Origin of the sequence: Pectobacterium atrosepticum, from assembly GCA_019056595.1 — a bacterium.
Classification (GTDB): Bacteria; Pseudomonadota; Gammaproteobacteria; order Enterobacterales; family Enterobacteriaceae; genus Pectobacterium; species Pectobacterium atrosepticum.
In genome coordinates this window covers 1472466-1489761 of sequence record CP036163.1, presented here as the reverse complement: position 1 = coordinate 1489761, position 17296 = coordinate 1472466, and the positions used below count along the sequence as shown (strand labels likewise).

Genomic DNA, 17296 nt, shown 5'->3' with positions numbered 1-17296 from the left:
AGCAAATCAACTTTATCAGGATGATAGCCAAAATCTATAGCTGCAATATCTCAATATCACAAAAATAATTATAGATATCAAGGGGAAAGAATTTTGAATAGTGTGATTGGCGTCATTAAATTCGTTATTGGACAGGTTTTTATCGTCGCGCTTGATGGGAGCCAGAGACTGTTGGTTGCTGGCGATCGGGTTTACAGCGGTGAAGAAGTGGTAACCGGGGCTAACGGCGCGGTTTCAATCACGTTGCCAGATGGCAAGACACTGGATCTGGGACGCGATAGCCGCTGGAGCGATGTAAGCAGTGCGTCTTCTCAGAAAAATGCGGATGTCGCCAATGATGTCGCTGCTATACAAGATGCTATCGCTCAGGGTGCCGACCCAACGCAAGTGCTAGAGGCGACTGCCGCTGGTAATGATAACACTGGCGAAGCAGGTGACGGCGGTGGCGGGCATTTCAATTCAACGGTGGTACTGGACCTAACGGGTGATGTCGTGACGGCCCCGATTGGTTATGATACGGCAGGTATATCGTTTACTGACAGAGCTTCATCTGTTCTGGATGGCGCAGATTCATCTACGTTGCTTACTGCCGCAACGGATATTACCGATACCACACCGTCTTCTGTCACCATTATCATCAATAGTGACGGCACAATCAGTTTTGTTTTCACAAGACCCCCCGTCGGTTTTGACCTCAGTGATGTCAGTGTAACAAATGGCTCCATAACGAATCTGGTACAAGACCCTAGCGATCCTACCCGCTGGACGGCGACATTGACGCCAGCCGCCAATTTTGAGGGAGAAGTCCGTGTCAGCATCCCTGACGGCAGTTACACCGATGCTGCGGGCATTCCTGGCACAGGGGGAAGTGAAGCGGTAACAGTTGATACCTTGCCCCCCGTTGCCTCAATTTCTATCGACGATGTCACGTCGGATAACGTGATTAATGCCAGCGAGTCGGGCCAGACCATCGCCGTCACCGGTAAGGTCGATAACGACGTGAAAGCGGGCGATGCGGTGACCGTTACTGTTGGCACCGAGACCTACCAGACCACCGTCAATACCGATGGCAAGACCTGGAGCGTCAATGTGCCGGGCACCGTATTAGCGGCGAACGCGGATATCTCCGCGACGGTCACTACCCGTGATACGGCAGGCAACGTGACTACCGCCGATACCAGTCATGCTTACGGTGTGGATACGGTGGCACCCACGGCGTCGATTACTATTGATAACGTCACCTCCGATAACGTCATTAATGCCAGCGAGTCGGGTCAGACCATCGCGGTGACGGGTAATGTCGATAACGATGTCAAAGCGGGCGATGCAGTCACCGTGAAAGTCGGTACCGAGACCTACCAGACGACAGTGAATACTGACGGCAAGACCTGGAGCGTCAATGTGCCGGGATCGGTATTAGCGGCGAATGGTGATGTCAGTGCGACGGTCACTACGCGCGATACCGCCGGCAATATCACTACCGCCAATACCAGCCACGCTTATGGCGTGGATATCGTTGCGCCCACCGCGTCGATTACTATCGATAATGTCACGTCGGATAACGTGATTAACGCCAGCGAGTCGGGTCAGACCATTGCGGTGACCGGTAAGGTCGATAACGACGTGAAGGCCGGTGATGCGGTGACGGTCACCGTGGGTACCGAGACCTACCAGACCACCGTCAATACGGATGGCAAAACCTGGAGTGTGAACGTGCCGGGATCAGTATTGGCGACGAACGGTGATGTCAGTGCGACGGTCACCACGCGCGATGCCGCAGGTAATGTCACCATAGCAAACGCTACTCACGCATACGACGTAGATACGGTGGCGCCCACCGCGTCGATTACTATCGATAATGTCACGTCGGATAACGTGATTAACGCCAGCGAGTCGGGTCAGACCATCGCCGTCAGCGGTAACGTTGACAACGACGTGAAAGCCGGTGATGCGGTGACGGTCACCGTGGGCACCGAGACCTACCAGACCACGGTGAATGTGGATGGCAAAACCTGGAGCGTGAATGTGCCGGGAACGGTGCTGGCTGCGAACGGGGATATCTCGGCCACGGTCACGACGCGTGATACTGCAGGCAATATCACCACCGCCAATTCTACTCACACTTACGGTGTCGATACGGTGGCGCCCACCGCGTCGATTACTATCGACGATGTCACGTCCGATAACGTGATTAACGCCAGCGAGTCGGGCCAGACCATCGCGGTGACCGGTAGCGTCGACAATGACGTGAAAGCCGGCGATGCGGTAACGGTTACCGTCGGTACCGAGACCTACCAGACCACGGTGAATGTGGATGGCAAAACCTGGATCGTGGATGTTCCGGGAACGGTGCTGGCTACCAATAGTGATGTCAGTGCCACGGTCACCACCCGCGATACGGCGGGCAACGTGACGACGGCCAATACCAGCCACGCGTACGGTGTCGATACGGTGGCGCCCACCGCGTCGATTACTATCGATAATGTCACGTCGGATAACGTGATTAATGCCAGCGAGTCGGGCCAGACCATTGTGGTGACCGGTAAGGTTGATAACGACGTCAAAGCCGGTGATGCGGTGACGGTCACCGTGGGTACCGAGACCTACCAGACCACGGTGAATACCGATGGAAAAACCTGGAGCGTGAATGTGCCGGGATCGGCACTGGCTGCGAATGGTGATGTGAGTGCCACGGTGACGACCCGTGATACCGCTGGCAATGTGACGACGGCCAATGCCAGTCATACATACAGTGTTGATACCGTTGCGCCAACCGCGTCAATCTCAATCGATAACGTCACGTCCGATAACGTGATTAACGCCAGCGAGTCGGGTCAGACGATTGCGGTCACCGGTAAGGTCGATAACGATGTGAAAGCCGGCGATGCGGTGACGGTCACCGTCGGTAGCGAGACCTACCAGACCACGGTGAGTGTGGATGGCAAAACCTGGAGCGTGAACGTGCCGGGTTCGGTGCTGGCCACGAACGGGGATATCTCCGCGACGGTCACCACGCGCGATACCGCAGGCAATGTCACCACAGCAAACGCTACTCACGCTTACGGCGTCGATACGGTGGCGCCAACGGCCTCAATCTCTATCGACAATGTCACCAGCGATAATGTGATTAACACCAGCGAGTCGGGTCAGACCATTGCCGTCACCGGTAAGGTCGATAACGACGTGAAAGCGGGTGATGCGGTGACGGTCACCGTCGGTACCGAGACGTACCAGACTACGGTGAATGTGGACGGCAAGACCTGGAGCGTTAACGTGCCGGGATCGGTGCTGGCTACCAATAGTGATGTGAGTGCCACGGTGACCACGCGCGATGCGGCGGGCAACGTCACCACGGCCAATTCTACTCACGCTTACGGTGTCGATACCGTTGCGCCAACCGCGTCGATTACTATCGACAACGTCACGTCCGATAACGTGATTAATGCTGCTGAGTCCGGCCAGACCATCGCCGTCAGCGGTAACGTTGATAACGACGTGAAAGCCGGTGATGCGGTGACGGTTACCGTGGGGACCGAGACCTACCAGACGACGGTGAATACCGACGGCAAGACCTGGAGCGTCAATGTGCCGGGTTCGGTGCTGGCAACGAATGGTGATGTCAGTGCAACGGTCACCACGCGCGATGCGGCGGGCAATGTCACCACGGCCAATTCTACTCACGCTTACGGTGTCGATACCGTTGCGCCAACCGCGTCAATCTCAATCGATAACGTTACGTCCGATAACGTGATTAACGCTGCTGAATCCGGTCAGACCATCGAGGTGACGGGTAATGTCGGCAACGAGGTCAAAGCGGGCGATGCGGTGACCGTTACTGTTGGCACCGAGACGTACCAGACGACGGTGAATACCGACGGCAAAACCTGGAGCGTGAATGTGCCGGGTGCGGTATTAGCCGCGAACAGTGATGTGAGTGCCACTGTCACCACGCGCGATACCGCAGGCAACGTCACCACGGCCAATTCTACTCACGCTTACGGTGTCGATACGGTGGCGCCCACCGCGTCGATTGCTATCGATGATGTCACCTCGGATAACGTGATTAACGCCAGTGAGTCCGGGCAGACGATTGCGGTGACGGGTAACGTCGGCAATGAAGTGAAAGCCGGTGATGCGGTGACCGTTACTGTCGGCACCGAGATCTACCAGACCACGGTGAATACCGACGGTAAAACCTGGAGCGTGAATGTGCCGGGATCGGTGCTGGCCGCCAATGGTGATGTGAGTGCGACCGTGACGACCCGCGATGCGGCAGGCAACGCCACCACGGCGAACACCACTCACGCTTACGGTGTCGATACCGTTGCGCCAACGGCGTCGATTACCATTGATAATGTGACGTCGGATAACGTGATTAACGCCAGCGAATCGGGCCGGACGATTGCGGTGACCGGTAACGTTGACAACGACGTCAAAGCCGGCGATGCGATCACTGTTACTGTCGGTACCGAGACCTACCAGACTACGGTGAATACCGACGGTAAAACCTGGAGCGTGAATGTGCCGGGTGCGGTGCTGGCGGCGAACGGTGATGTGAGTGCGACGGTCACCACGCGCGATACCGCAGGCAATGTCACCACAGCAAACGCTACTCACGCTTACGGCGTCGATACGGTGGCACCCACCGCGTCGATTACTATTGATAACGTCACGTCGGATAACGTGATTAATGCCAGTGAATCCGGTCAGACCATCGCCGTTACCGGTAAGGTTGATCACGACGTCAAAGCCGGTGATGCGGTGACGGTTACCGTCGGTACTGAGAGCTACCAGACCACGGTGAATGTGGATGGCAAAACCTGGAGTGTGAATGTGCCGGGTTCGGTGCTGGCCGCCAATGGCGATGTCAGTGCCACGGTCACGACCCGTGATACCGCAGGCAATGTCACCACCGCCAATTCTACTCACGCTTACGGCGTAGATACGGTGGCGCCAACGGCGTCAATCTCAATCGATAATGTGACCAGCGATAACGTCATTAACGCGACAGAGTCCGGTCAGACGATTGCGGTGACGGGGAAGGTCGATAACGACGTCAAAGCCGGTGATGCGGTGACGGTGAAAGTCGGTACCGAGACCTACCAGACCACGGTGAATGTGGATGGTAAAACCTGGAGCGTGAATGTTCCGGGCTCGGTGCTGGCTGCGAACAGTGATGTGAGCGCGACGGTTACCACCCGCGATACGGCAGGCAACGTGACCACCGCCAACACGAATCACACTTACTCTGTGGATACGGTTGCGCCAACGGCGTCAATCTCTATCGACAACGTCACCTCCGATAACGTGATTAATGCCAGTGAATCCGGCCAGACCATCGCGGTGACGGGTAACGTCGATAACGACGTTAAAGCGGGCGATGCAGTCACCGTAAAAGTCGGAACCGAGACCTATCAGACTACCGTCAATCCTGATGGCAAGACCTGGAGCGTCAATGTTCCCGGTTCAGTGCTGGCCGCCAATGGTGATGTTTCTGCGACGGTCACCACCCGCGATCCTGCGGGTAACGTGACCACCGCCAATACCAGCCACGCTTATGGCGTCGATACGGTTGCGCCAACGGCGTCCATCTCTATCGACGATGTGACGTCAGATAATGTGATTAACGCCAGTGAATCCGGCCAGACCATTGCGGTGACCGGTAAGGTTGATAACGACGTCAAAGCGGGCGATGCGGTGATGGTGAAAGTCGGTACCGAGACCTACCAGACAACGGTGAATACCGACGGCAAGACCTGGAGCGTCAATGTTCCGGGAGCTGTTCTGGCAGCGAATAGTGATGTGAGTGCCACTGTCACCACGCGCGATCCTGCTGGCAATGTCACGACCGCCAATACCAATCACGCTTACGGCGTCGACACCGTTGCGCCAACCGCGTCCATTACTATTGATAACGTCACGTCCGATAACGTGATTAACGCAGCCGAATCCGGCCAGACCATCGCGGTGACCGGTAAAGTCGATAACGACGTTAAAGCGGGCGATGCGGTCACCGTAAAAGTCGGTACCGAGACCTACCAGACCACGGTGAATGTGGATGGCAAAACCTGGAGTGTGAATGTGCCGGGATCGGTGCTGGCAACGAACAGTGATGTGAGTGCGACCGTTACCACGCGCGATACTGCCGGCAACGTGACCACCGCCAATACCAGTCATGCCTACGGCGTCGATACCGTGGCACCAACGGCGGCGATCTCTATCGATAATGTCACCAGCGACAATGTGATTAACGCTGCTGAATCCGGCCAGACCATCGCGGTGACGGGTAAGGTCGATAACGACGTCAAAGCCGGTGATGCGGTGACGGTCACCGTGGGCACTGAGACCTACCAGACGACGGTGAATACCGACGGTAAGACCTGGAGTGTGAATGTGCCGGGTTCCGTATTAGCGGTGAACGGTGATGTTTCTGCGACCGTGACGACACGCGATCCTGCCAGCAACGTGACCACTGCTAACACCAGTCACGCATACGGCGTGGATACGGTGGCGCCAACGGCGTCAATCTCAATCGATAATGTCACGTCGGATAACGTGATCAACGCCAGCGAGTCTGGTCAGACGATTGCGGTGACGGGGAAGGTCGATAACGACGTCAAAGCCGGTGATGCAATTACGGTAAAAGTCGGTACCGAGACCTACCAGACCACCGTCAATGTGGATGGCAAGACCTGGAGCGTCAACGTGCCGGGATCGGTGCTGGCAGCGAATGGTGATGTCAGTGCCACTGTCACCACGCGCGATACTGCCGGCAACGTGACCACCGCCAATACCAGTCATGCCTACGGCGTCGATACCGTGGCACCAACGGCGGCGATCTCTATCGATAATGTCACCAGCGACAATGTGATTAACGCTGCTGAATCCGGCCAGACGATTGCGGTGACCGGTAAGGTCGATAACGACGTGAAAGCGGGCGATGCGGTGACGGTCACTGTGGGCACCGAGACCTACCAGACCACGGTGAATACGGATGGTAAAACCTGGAGTGTGAATGTGCCGGGAACGGTGCTGGCCGCCAATGGTGATGTCATTGCAACGATCACGACCCGTGATACCGCAGGTAATGTCACTACAGCAAACGCTACTCACACTTACGGTGTGGATACGGTTGCTCCGGTGGCTTCTATCGTTATTGATAATGTGACCAGCGACAACGTGATCAACGCCAGCGAGTCAGGGCAAACCATCGCCGTGACCGGTAAGGTCGATAACGACGTCAAAGCCGGTGATGCGGTGACGGTTACCGTGGGGACCGAGACCTACCAGACGACGGTGAATACGGATGGCAAAACCTGGAGCGTCAACGTTCCAGGTTCGGTTCTGGCTGCGAACAGTGATGTCAGTGCGACGGTCACCACCCGTGATACCGCAGGCAACGTCACGACCGCTAACTCGCACCATGCTTACGGTGTGGATACTGTGGCGCCAGTGGCGTCGATCTCTATCGATAATGTGACCAGCGATAACGTCATTAACGCGAACGAATCCAAACAGACGATCCCTGTTACTGGAAAGGTCGGCAACGAGGTCAAAGCCGGTGATGCGGTGACGGTCACCGTTGGCACCGAGACTTACCAGACCACCGTCAATACTGACGGAAAAACCTGGAGCGTGAATGTTCCGGGTTCTGTGCTGGTGAGTAATAGTGATATTAGCGCCAGCGTGACCACGCGCGATGCAGCGGGGAACGCTACCACGGCGAACACCCATCATGCATACGCTGTGGATACCATCGCTCCAGAAATTGATATTACGAATTTTGCCGGTAACGATGGATATGTCAGCCAGAGTGAGTCGAAAAATACCCTAGTCAGTGGCACCAGCAACGAGAATACGGTTGATCTGGTCTTTACTGATGTGAATGGTAAGTCGGTTACGCTGCATGACGTGTCAGTGACAAACGGCAAGTGGCAGACGAATGTCGATCTAAGCACGTTAGCGGAAGGCAAGATTACCGCAGGGGCAACGGCGACCGATGCGGCAGGTAATCAAGCCCATGATAACAGCCAAGCGATCATGGATATTACGCCGCCAGTTGCACATAACAATACGGTGTCGGGTGCGGAAGATACACCGCTACATATTGGTTGGAGCGATCTGGGCGTATCGAGTGATACCACAAGCATCGTGATTTCGTCTCTGCCGCCAGCCAGCGTTGGTACGCTCTATTTTAACGATAGTGGGAGTTGGAAAGCGGTCGCCGCAGGCCAAACCTTTACGGCGGGTAACACCGATCTACGCTTTACGCCAGTGAGTAATGTCTCTGGTGCATCGCTGGGTGACATTGCTTACAGACCTGTCGATAGTGCAGGGAATACGGGCGATAAAGCCGCGTTGCATATTGGTATTACGCCAGTTGCCGATGCGCCAGTCGTGAGCCTGAACACCAGTAGCGGTACCACGACGCCAGCCTCTGCGGAAGTTATTAAGGTGAATGGGGGAAGCGCTAACGGTGGTTTTGACGTGCAGAACGGAAAAATCGTCGCGGTCGGCACCGGAAAGGTGGCGTATTACAGTCAGGGCAATACCAGCGGCGACGGTAGTTACAGCGATATCTTCGTTGTGCACTCTAACAGCGGCTATTTTTATCGGCAGAGCGACTGGGCGGCCGATCGCAAGGATCACCGCGATTTGGATTCATTCAACGGCAACCGGACCAGTAACGGCAGCAACGCGCATTCTGACTACATTTTCGTCATCAAGGAAACGGGCTACACCTATAACGCGACCAACAGTACGAACAACAATGCGAACACGTCGGTCAACACTCTGGATGGGTTGAAGGTTAATTATACCGATAGCAGTGGTAAATCAGGCTCGTTTACGAATCAGGTTAGCAACAATATTGAAGGCGTGATTTACAGCGATGGTTCGACGTATACCCCCGGAACCAATAGCGCGACGGTGGAAAAAGTACCCGGTCAGGCGGGAAAACAGACCTATACGCTCGATGTTTCAGCCGCACTGACCGACCGTGACGGTAGCGAAACGCTGTCGGGGATTAGGTTGACGGGGATCCCGACGGGAACGGTGCTGACTGACCAGATCAACAATGTGAAGTATACCGTCGGCGCCGATGGTTCGTATCTGATTCAAAATGCGCACAATGCTCAGACGCTGGCCGGGAAGATTACGCTTGAGGTGCCAGCCGATGCGGGTAAATTGAATGTCGTGGCGCAGGCAACATCGACAGAAATAGGCAACCACGATACGGCAACAGGTTATTCGACGGAAGGCGCTGAGCAGTATGGATTGAGTGTCGGTGCGGCGGGTAATGACACTATATCCGGCACGTATAACGATGATGTTCTGTTCGGCGATGTCGTGTCGTTCCCTAATACCGATGGTAGCGGCATCGCTGCCTTACAAAACTACATCGGTAAGCAGCTAGCTATGCAAACGGGCGTACCGACCACGAAGGACATGCATAACTATATCGAGTCGCATAGTGCTGAGTTTGATCTCTCGTCAGCCAAAGGGGGAAATGACATCCTCAACGGCGGCGATGGGGATGACATCCTTTTCGGCCAGGGTGGAAATGATACCCTCTACGGTGGTGCGGGGAATGACCTGCTCTACGGCGGTAGCGGAGACGACATCCTGATTGGCGGCGCAGGGAGCGATACGCTCATCGGCGGGGCCGGCGCGGATACCTTTAAGTGGCAGGCTGGTGATATCGGCAATGATGTGATCAAAGACTTTAATGCCAAAGAGGGTGACCGGATTGATTTAAGCGATCTGGTTGGCGAACTGGAACAAGGAACTGATATCAGCCGCTATATTCGCATCACGGATAGTCATGGCTCGCCGACGATTGAAGTTAGCACTGCGGGGAACTTTACGGCGGATAAAGGCGGAACGGTTGCGGTGTCGATTACGTTGGAACATTATAACGGTGCATTACCGTCGCTGGAGAGTCTGGTCAGCAAACCTGAACCATCTAGCTGATAGAAAAGGGAAAAAGGAGCCTATTTGGCTCCTTTCTTTATCAAAAAATTAAAGGGGCTCCGAAAATGTTTTATATCCAGCGCGATAGTGATGGCCACCTGATGAAGGTAGAAGAGAGTCCTTTTCCTGAAATGAATGGCGAGTTATCCGATGATTCACGCGAGGCGCAGGCTTGGTTCCGTAGCCATCAGGCGGCGATGTCCAGCTTGCAGCAACTCCGGCAAAGCGATCTGGAAATGGTGCGCGTGCTGGAGGATTTAATTCAGGTTTTGATTCAGAAAGGCGTGGTCAGCATTACCGATTTCCCTCAGGCAGCGCAGTTGAAGCTGATCAACCGTGCGCAGGCGCGTGAAGCGCTGAATGGCGGATTGAACAAGCTGATTGGCGACGATGAAGAAACGATGTTCTGAAGCGATAATCTTTTGAAGACATGATGTTGTAAATAGATGATATTTTAACGTCGATCCCAGCTTCTCAATGAGTAGGGAGAAGCTGGGGTCGTTAAACACAGTTAACTCAAACGATGTTGTGTCAGGCCCTGACCGCGGGCATCGGTTCACCCAGCAGCCGTCCCATTGCGCCCTGTAATCCCATTTCCTGAAGCACTTTCAACTCACCTGCGGTTTCAACACGTTCGGCGATAAGCGGCAGGGCAATACTGTTGGTGGCGCGATACAGCGCTTCGATAAACATTTGCTTATCGCCTTCTTGGTCTATATTGCGGATGTAGCTGCCATCGACTTTCAGGTAAGCCAGCCCCCACTGGGACAGATTGCCAATCATATTAAACCGCCCACCAAAATGCTGTAACCCCAGTGCACAGCCATGTTCATTCAACAGCTTGATTAAGGTTTCCAATTGGGCACTGTCTGGCAGTTGATTCTCATCCAGTTCCAGAATGAGTCGTCTGGCGACCTCTGGCTGATGCTTCAATGGGGCGAGCAGATCGGCGAGCAGATGAAGATTTAGAACTGTGGTGCCGGACAAACTTAGCGCGAGGTTGCCGTCGTGCTGGCGGAGATAATCCAATACTTCGCGCAGCATGGTCTGATCCAGACGGGTATCCCAGCCAAAGCGTTGAATCCACGGCAGGAATCGACCTGCTGCGATGCTGTTCCCTTGCTCATCCTGAATGCGAGCCAGTACTTTGTGGTGCAGGACCTGACTGGGGTCGTCACACGCTACGACGGGTTGCAGGAAAAGCTGTAAACGCTCCTGTTCAAGGATAGGATCGAGCAGGTTAAACCACATGTGGCGATCGGTTTCGACCTGTTCGGCACCGGCCAAAGGAATCTCGTAAGGGGCAGTGGTATCGGTATCGCTTTCGGCCCGCGTGAGCGCCTGATCGCCCTGAATAAATAAGGATTGCGCGGTGTCGCCGGGTCGGAAAGGTACCATGCCGAATTGGGCGACAGGCGAAACGTCGGTTTCGCCTGTCAGATGTAAGGTTTCAATGTTACGCGTCAGTTCGCCAATCAGCGCATAGACTTCTTTATCGACCAGGCCCGGGCAGAACAGCGCAAATTCCCCTCCGCGGATACGTGCCAGAAGACTCTCCGTATTCGTGTGCTGCTTTTGCGTTTTGCGCAGGATATGCCCGACGGAGGCTAACAGTGCATCGGTACGCTGACCACCCAGCCGCTGGTTCATCCCGGCCAAATCCTGCACGCGAATCATGATAAGAAAGCCGGGGGCGGTTTCTTCATCGGCCAGTTTGTCGTTGAACTGCATGTCAAACGCACGGCGGTTATTCAATCCGGTTTGTGGATCCTGATAGGCTTCCTGACGTAAGCGCTCGCTCCGCTCCGCCTCCTCTTCAAACAGCGTCTTGAGTTTGCTGACCATCAGGTTCATCGCCTGCGCGACGCGGCGGAACTCGGGCGTATTGGGTAAATCCGGTTGGCTAAGAAATTCACGACGGGTAATCGCCAGCGATTGGTCGACGATATAGTCGAGCGGGCGTAGCTGGCGACGTAGGAACAACGCGCCGATGAGTACGCCCAACGTGCCGCAGCCAAGCAGCCACAGGAAGGTCGCTGTACTGCTGCGCCACAGTCGGGTTACTGCGAACATTGGGTGGCTGACCACTTCGACTTTGGCTGCCTGTTCCCAACCGCGCATGACGATGGCTTCGCCAGCGCCGGGCTGAAGATCTACTAACTGGACAAACCAGAGCGGCACGTCAGGGATATCCGGCGATGCGGTGCGTTCCAACGTGACGTTACCGGTTTTTAAATCTCGCACGCGAATACTGGAAAAATAGCCGCTGTCGAAAATTGAGCTGACCATCAGCTCCACCATCGCCGGGTCATCAATATTTGGCGTCAGGGAAAGCCCGAGTGCGGTAGCGGCATCCTGTGCGTGAGAGTGAAGCTGGTTATTGTACTGTTCACGCGAATTTTCCAGGCTGACGAAAAAACTTCCGCTGAAAATAATTAGCACAAACAGGCAGATGGCTATCAGTAGTTGTTTGTATAGAGACATAGCCTACCCTTACTCCTCAATTGAAAACCCTTCGGCACGCATTTTGGTTAAGACATCCTGCCAGCGTGAAAGTCGTTTACTGTCACCGACACGTTTGTTGCTGCCACTGGCTCCCGGTAGCCAGAGACCATCGCCATTAAAGGCGTACACCGGAAGTAAATCGTTGCGCTCTGTTGCAGGTTGGATCTTGTCGGTCAGATTATCCAGCACCAGCGGAATCGAGGTCGGTGTGGGATAATAGGTCACGACCATATGCGCTTTATTCAGACGCAGGGCTTTAACATAGGTGATGCGTAATTTGTCCGCAGAGACGCCTAAATGACGCAGCGTAAAATACTTGGCAAGCGCATAATCTTCGCAGTCCCCGGCGCCTTTACGCAGTGCTTCAATCGGGGTTGCCCAGTAATCTTCCTGATTCCAGATGACAATATCATCGCGAAACAGCATTCGGTCATTGAAAAATTGGTTCACGCTACTCAGTAGAGCCTTTTCCTCTTTATTACGGGAATTCACCAACAGCGTCTGCCATTCATCTATCCGGCGGCGAGCATCGGGCGTTGCTGGGCCATAAAGCTGCTCGGTCCGCTGATTAATGGTAATAAAATCCCAGTCCGCACGCAGGGAACCCGCCAGCAGAAACAGCAGACAGCTAATAAAGAAGAGCGTGTAACTGGAGATTCTGAACCCGGAGAGTCGCACTGAGGTTTCTGCTTACCTTGCGAGATGAATGTGGAGAGTGAATTCGATGCAGAATAGCGTACTTTCATAGGTCTCAAAAGCAGTATATACCTGTAATACTTCAAGCTGCATGTGCGTTGGCTACGTTCACTCACCCGAATCACTTACCTGAGTAAGCTCATCGGGATTCCTTCTCTTGCCGCCTTCCTGCAACTCGAACTATTTGGGGTATAGTGGTGAAAATAGTGGTTTGTCATAGGCGTGTGAAGAACGCTGACATAAAGCATGAGGTATCAGAATGAGTTCAGGGGTAGTGAATGGAGAGAACCTTAATTTAGGGACGCTGGTTTCTGAAACCCGGAACCCGGCAACGATGACGCTGGATCAGCTCTCTACGCTGGAGATGATGCAGGTGTTTAACCAGGAAGACCGGAAAGTGCCCGAAGCGATTGCGCAGGTTTTACCCGCGATTGCTGAGGCTGTCGATCTGGCAACGGCGTCGTTGCAGGCGGGTGGACGTTTGATCTATCTGGGTGCGGGAACCAGCGGCCGTTTGGGCGTATTGGATGCCTCTGAGTGTCCGCCGACGTTTGGCGTGCCGCACGGGCTGGTTATCGGCCTGATTGCTGGCGGGCCAGGAGCGTTACTCAAGGCAGTAGAAGGTGCAGAAGACGATCCTGCGCTCGGTGAAGCTGATTTGAAAGCGCTGAGTTTAACGGCTACCGATATGGTGATCGGCCTTGCGGCATCAGGCCGAACGCCGTATGTGATTGGCGCATTGCGCTATGCGCGTGACGTTGGCTGCCGGACGGCGGCGATTTCCTGTAACCCGCATTCGCCTATTGCACAGGAAGCACAAGTCGCGATATCTCCGGTCGTCGGTCCGGAAGCATTAACGGGCTCGACGCGGCTGAAATCGGGTACGGCGCAAAAATTAGTCCTGAATATGATTTCTACCGGCGTAATGGTTAAGCTGGGCAAGGTGTACCAGAATTTGATGGTTGATGTGAAGGCAACCAACGTGAAGCTGTTGGATCGGGCTTGTCGCATCGTGGTGGAAGCGACGGGGGCCGATCTGGACAGCGCCCGACAGGCGCTGGAGCAGTCGGATAACGACGTTAAGCCTGCGATTCTGATGCTTCTGGCTAATATTGGCGTTGAAGCGGCACGTGAACGTTTGAAGCAGCACAACGGCTATCTGCGTGAGGCGTTACTTGGCGGGTAAGACTACTTTGGTGTCGGTCTATCTTGAGGTAAATCGGGGGAAACGTTTTGAGTGATAAGCGAGAGCAACGCATTGTTTTTTTTGATCTGGATGGCACGTTGCATCAGCAGGACATGTTTGGCAGCTTTTTGCGTTTTTTGCTTCGTCGGTTGCCGTTAAACCTCGTCCTGGTTATTCCGCTATTGCCCGTTATTGGACTGGGATTATTGATTCGTGGTCGTGCGGCTCGCTGGCCGATGAGCTGGCTGCTGTGGGCGATTACGTTTGGGCGTGACGAAGACGACCTCGTTCAGCTTGAAAAGCAGTTTGTCGGCGTGTTTCGTCGCGATGTTATACCGTTTCCTCAGGTTCAGCAGCGGCTGAAAACCTATCTTGAAGACAGCGATGCGCAGGTCTGGCTGGTGACCGGATCGCCACAGCGGCTGGTTGAGCGGGTCTATCACGATTCGCCTTTTCTGCCCGGTGTTCGTCTGATGGGGAGCCAAATTACACGCCGCTACGGTGGTTGGGTATTAACGCTGCGCTGTCTCGGGCATGAAAAAGTGACGCAGATGGAGCAGCGTCTTGGCGCACCGCTCAAGCTCTACAGCGGTTACAGCGACAGCAAACAGGACAATCCGCTGCTCTATTTTTGCGAACACCGCTGGCGAGTGACGCCGGAAGGTAGTCTGCAACAGTTGGAGTAACGCCTTCAATACGCCATCCATATAGGTATAATGCGCCGCCAAAATGTGAATGATTGAGAGAGGAAACGTGAGTAGCCTGCGTGATAATGAATACTGGATGCGCTATGCATTGACGCTGGCTCAGCGTGCTCAGGATGAAGGCGAAGTGCCAGTTGGCGCAGTGCTGGTGCTGGATAATGAAGCGATTGGCGAAGGGTGGAACCGGCCGATAGGACATCATGATCCTACCGCGCACGCCGAGATTATGGCGTTGCGGCAGGGAGGGCTGGTGTTGCAGAACTATCGCCTGCTGGAGACCACGCTGTATGTCACGCTGGAGCCGTGCATTATGTGTGCGGGTGCGATGATACACAGTCGTATCGGTCGTCTGGTTTACGGTGCGTCAGATGAGAAAACGGGGGCTGCGGGGTCGTTGGTGGACATTCTGCGCCATCCCGGCATGAATCATCAGATCGTGATTGAATCCGGTGTTCTGGCTGATGAATGCTCAGCGACGCTCAGCGCGTTCTTCCGTATGCGCCGTGAGCAGCATAAAGCCCGTCGTGCAGCCGAGAAAAACGCCGCGCAGGAGTAGCGTATACCCGTCATACTTCAAGCTGCTTGTGCGTTGGCTGCCCTTACTCACCCCAGTCACTTACTTGTGTAAGCTCCTGGGGATTCGTTCAGTTGCCGCCTTCACGCAACTCGAATTATTTAGGGTATAGGTCCATTCTAGTATTTTTTATTCCGGCACTTTGGTGAGAGGAACGGCTGGATAGCCCAGTGCAATCTGTGTCTGCTGCTGCACTTTAGCTTCTTTCTCTATCAGATAGCCTTCCAGACTCACCATATATCGCCGAATGTTTTCTACGTAGTTATAGGCTTCATGTCCACGTGCGTAGCCGTAGGTGGTTTGGGTGTAATAGCGCTTTTGGCTCAGCATCGGCAGGCGCATTTTTACATCGACCCAGCTGTCGGGGTTACCTTTCTGTTTTTCAGTCAATTTACGCGCATCAAGCAGGTGGGCGTATCCCATGTTGTAGGACGCCAGCGCAAACCAGATTTTTTCATCTTCCGGGATGGTATCCGGCATTTTCTGCATCATATGCGACATATATTGTGCGCCGCCGCGAATACTTTGCTCAGGGTCGACTCGGTCAGTCACGTTCAGGCTTTCTGCGGTGTTACGCGTGAGCATCATCAGCCCACGCACGCCAGTAGGGGAGGTTGCCAGCGGGTTCCAGTGTGATTCCTGATAGGAGATAGCCGCCAGCAGCTTCCAGTCGATATCGGTGGCATATTTTTCAAACAGCGGGCGCAGATCCGGCAGCGTTTCATCAATCGCACTCAGGAACGTAGTGGTATCGACATAATCGAATTCACCAACGTGGCCGAGATATTTCTCCTCCAGACGTGCGAGCGTACCGTCTTCGACAAGCTGGCTGAAGAAATCCAACAGTGCAGCGGACAGGCTGTCATCGTGCGAACGGCGCATATACCAGATGACAGGCTCTTCGTCGCTGAGATCGAAGGCGACGGCGAGCTGCGGATGAATACGCTGCATCAAGCCGATGGTGACCGAATCACCCAGCGTATAATCCAGTTTGCCGTCGGCAACCTGTTTCAGTAATTCCTGCGTGCTCTGATCCGAGGCAGATTCCCAGCTCAATTGCGGGTACTTCTCTGCTTTTAAATCGCGCAGAGTAGCCGCATGGGCGGAGCCCGACGTAACAACAAGACGGCCTTGCAGCTTATCCAATGTTTTTGGGCGGGGCGATCCGAGGCGGTAGACCATCTGTTGTGAAATGGAGTAGTAGGTCGGGCCAGCACGGAAACGTTCCAAACGCTCGTGATTGTAAATCAGCCCGGCAGCCAGCAGGTCGGCATCGTCACCGTCCAGATCGTCGAACAGTTCGTCAAGATTCTTACGTGACGAGACCACCAGCTTGACGCCGAGGTAATCGGCGAAACGTTTTGCCAGTTCATAGTCCAGACCTGTCGGGGATCCGTTGCTCATTGCATAAGTCAGCGGTGAGTTAACGGTGCTGATACGCAACTCACCGCGTGAGAGGATCTGCCTGAGCTGCACATCCTGACTACTGCGCCAAGGAATACTAGGCCATAGCGCTAATGCCAGAAGTAACGTGATAATCCCGATGAAAAAATAATTTAATTTTAAAGGCTTCAAATAGTTATCTCTCGGCGGCCGTGTGGCCAGGCTGTCTGTAACGGCAGTTTTTTTATACGTCATTTCCCAGAGTGGGGGCATTTT

Annotated in this window: 8 protein-coding genes; 5 read left to right on the top strand and 3 right to left on the bottom strand. The window is 54.4% G+C overall.

Annotation, left to right across the window (positions count from 1 at the left end):
• Nucleotides 1–93: 93 nt before the first annotated feature.
• Together DCX48_07305 and DCX48_07300 are read left to right on the top strand one after the other, a co-directional pair.
• On the top strand, nucleotides 94–9972 hold the full coding sequence (locus DCX48_07305) for an Ig-like domain-containing protein (protein QXE14340.1): 9879 nt from the start codon (nucleotides 94–96) through the stop codon (nucleotides 9970–9972).
• A 65-nt stretch (nucleotides 9973–10037) separates the two neighbouring features.
• Nucleotides 10038–10382 carry a tryptophan synthase subunit beta gene (locus tag DCX48_07300; protein QXE14339.1) on the top strand — a complete coding sequence of 115 codons (345 nt, stop codon included), beginning with the start codon at nucleotides 10038–10040 and terminating at the stop codon, nucleotides 10380–10382.
• A gap of 121 nt (nucleotides 10383–10503) precedes the next feature.
• On the opposite strand, the gene DCX48_07295 is transcribed toward DCX48_07300, so the two are convergent.
• Both DCX48_07295 and DCX48_07290 read right to left on the bottom strand, forming a co-directional pair.
• Nucleotides 10504–12456: an EAL domain-containing protein gene (locus DCX48_07295; protein QXE14338.1), complete on the bottom strand. Its 1953-nt coding sequence runs from the start codon at nucleotides 12454–12456 to the stop codon at nucleotides 10504–10506.
• A 9-nt stretch (nucleotides 12457–12465) separates the two neighbouring features.
• On the bottom strand, nucleotides 12466–13155 hold the full coding sequence (locus DCX48_07290) for a hypothetical protein (GenBank protein ID QXE14337.1): 690 nt from the start codon (nucleotides 13153–13155) through the stop codon (nucleotides 12466–12468).
• Between the two features lie 277 nt (nucleotides 13156–13432).
• Here DCX48_07290 and murQ point away from each other — a divergent pair, with 277 nt between their 5' ends.
• Genes murQ through tadA form a run of 3 tightly spaced genes read left to right on the top strand, consistent with a single transcriptional unit; the run spans nucleotide 13433 to nucleotide 15619 of the window.
• On the top strand, nucleotides 13433–14359 hold the full coding sequence (gene murQ, locus DCX48_07285; protein ID QXE14336.1) for an N-acetylmuramic acid 6-phosphate etherase: 927 nt from the start codon (nucleotides 13433–13435) through the stop codon (nucleotides 14357–14359).
• Nucleotides 14360–14406: 47 nt separating this feature from the next.
• Nucleotides 14407–15045: an acid phosphatase AphA gene (gene aphA / locus DCX48_07280; protein ID QXE14335.1), complete on the top strand. Its 639-nt coding sequence runs from the start codon at nucleotides 14407–14409 to the stop codon at nucleotides 15043–15045.
• 49 nt (nucleotides 15046–15094) lie between these two features.
• A complete protein-coding gene (gene tadA, locus DCX48_07275) occupies nucleotides 15095–15619 on the top strand; it encodes a tRNA adenosine(34) deaminase TadA (protein ID QXE14334.1) in 525 nt (174 codons plus the stop codon).
• 147 nt (nucleotides 15620–15766) lie between these two features.
• On the opposite strand, the gene mltF is transcribed toward tadA, so the two are convergent.
• Nucleotides 15767–17275: a membrane-bound lytic murein transglycosylase MltF gene (gene mltF / locus DCX48_07270; GenBank protein ID QXE14333.1), complete on the bottom strand. Its 1509-nt coding sequence runs from the start codon at nucleotides 17273–17275 to the stop codon at nucleotides 15767–15769.
• Between the last annotated feature and the right edge of the window lie 21 nt (nucleotides 17276–17296).

What these genes read in the sequence shown, in the direction of transcription:
- mltF (QXE14333.1), bottom strand. Translation starts at nt 17,275, where the DNA reads ATGACGTATAAAAAAACTGCCGTTACAGACAGCCTGGCCACACGGCCG.
- tadA (QXE14334.1), top strand. Translation starts at nt 15,095, where the DNA reads ATGATTGAGAGAGGAAACGTGAGTAGCCTGCGTGATAATGAATACTGG.
- DCX48_07295 (QXE14338.1), bottom strand. Translation starts at nt 12,456, where the DNA reads ATGTCTCTATACAAACAACTACTGATAGCCATCTGCCTGTTTGTGCTA.
- DCX48_07300 (QXE14339.1), top strand. Translation starts at nt 10,038, where the DNA reads ATGTTTTATATCCAGCGCGATAGTGATGGCCACCTGATGAAGGTAGAA.
- murQ (QXE14336.1), top strand. Translation starts at nt 13,433, where the DNA reads ATGAGTTCAGGGGTAGTGAATGGAGAGAACCTTAATTTAGGGACGCTG.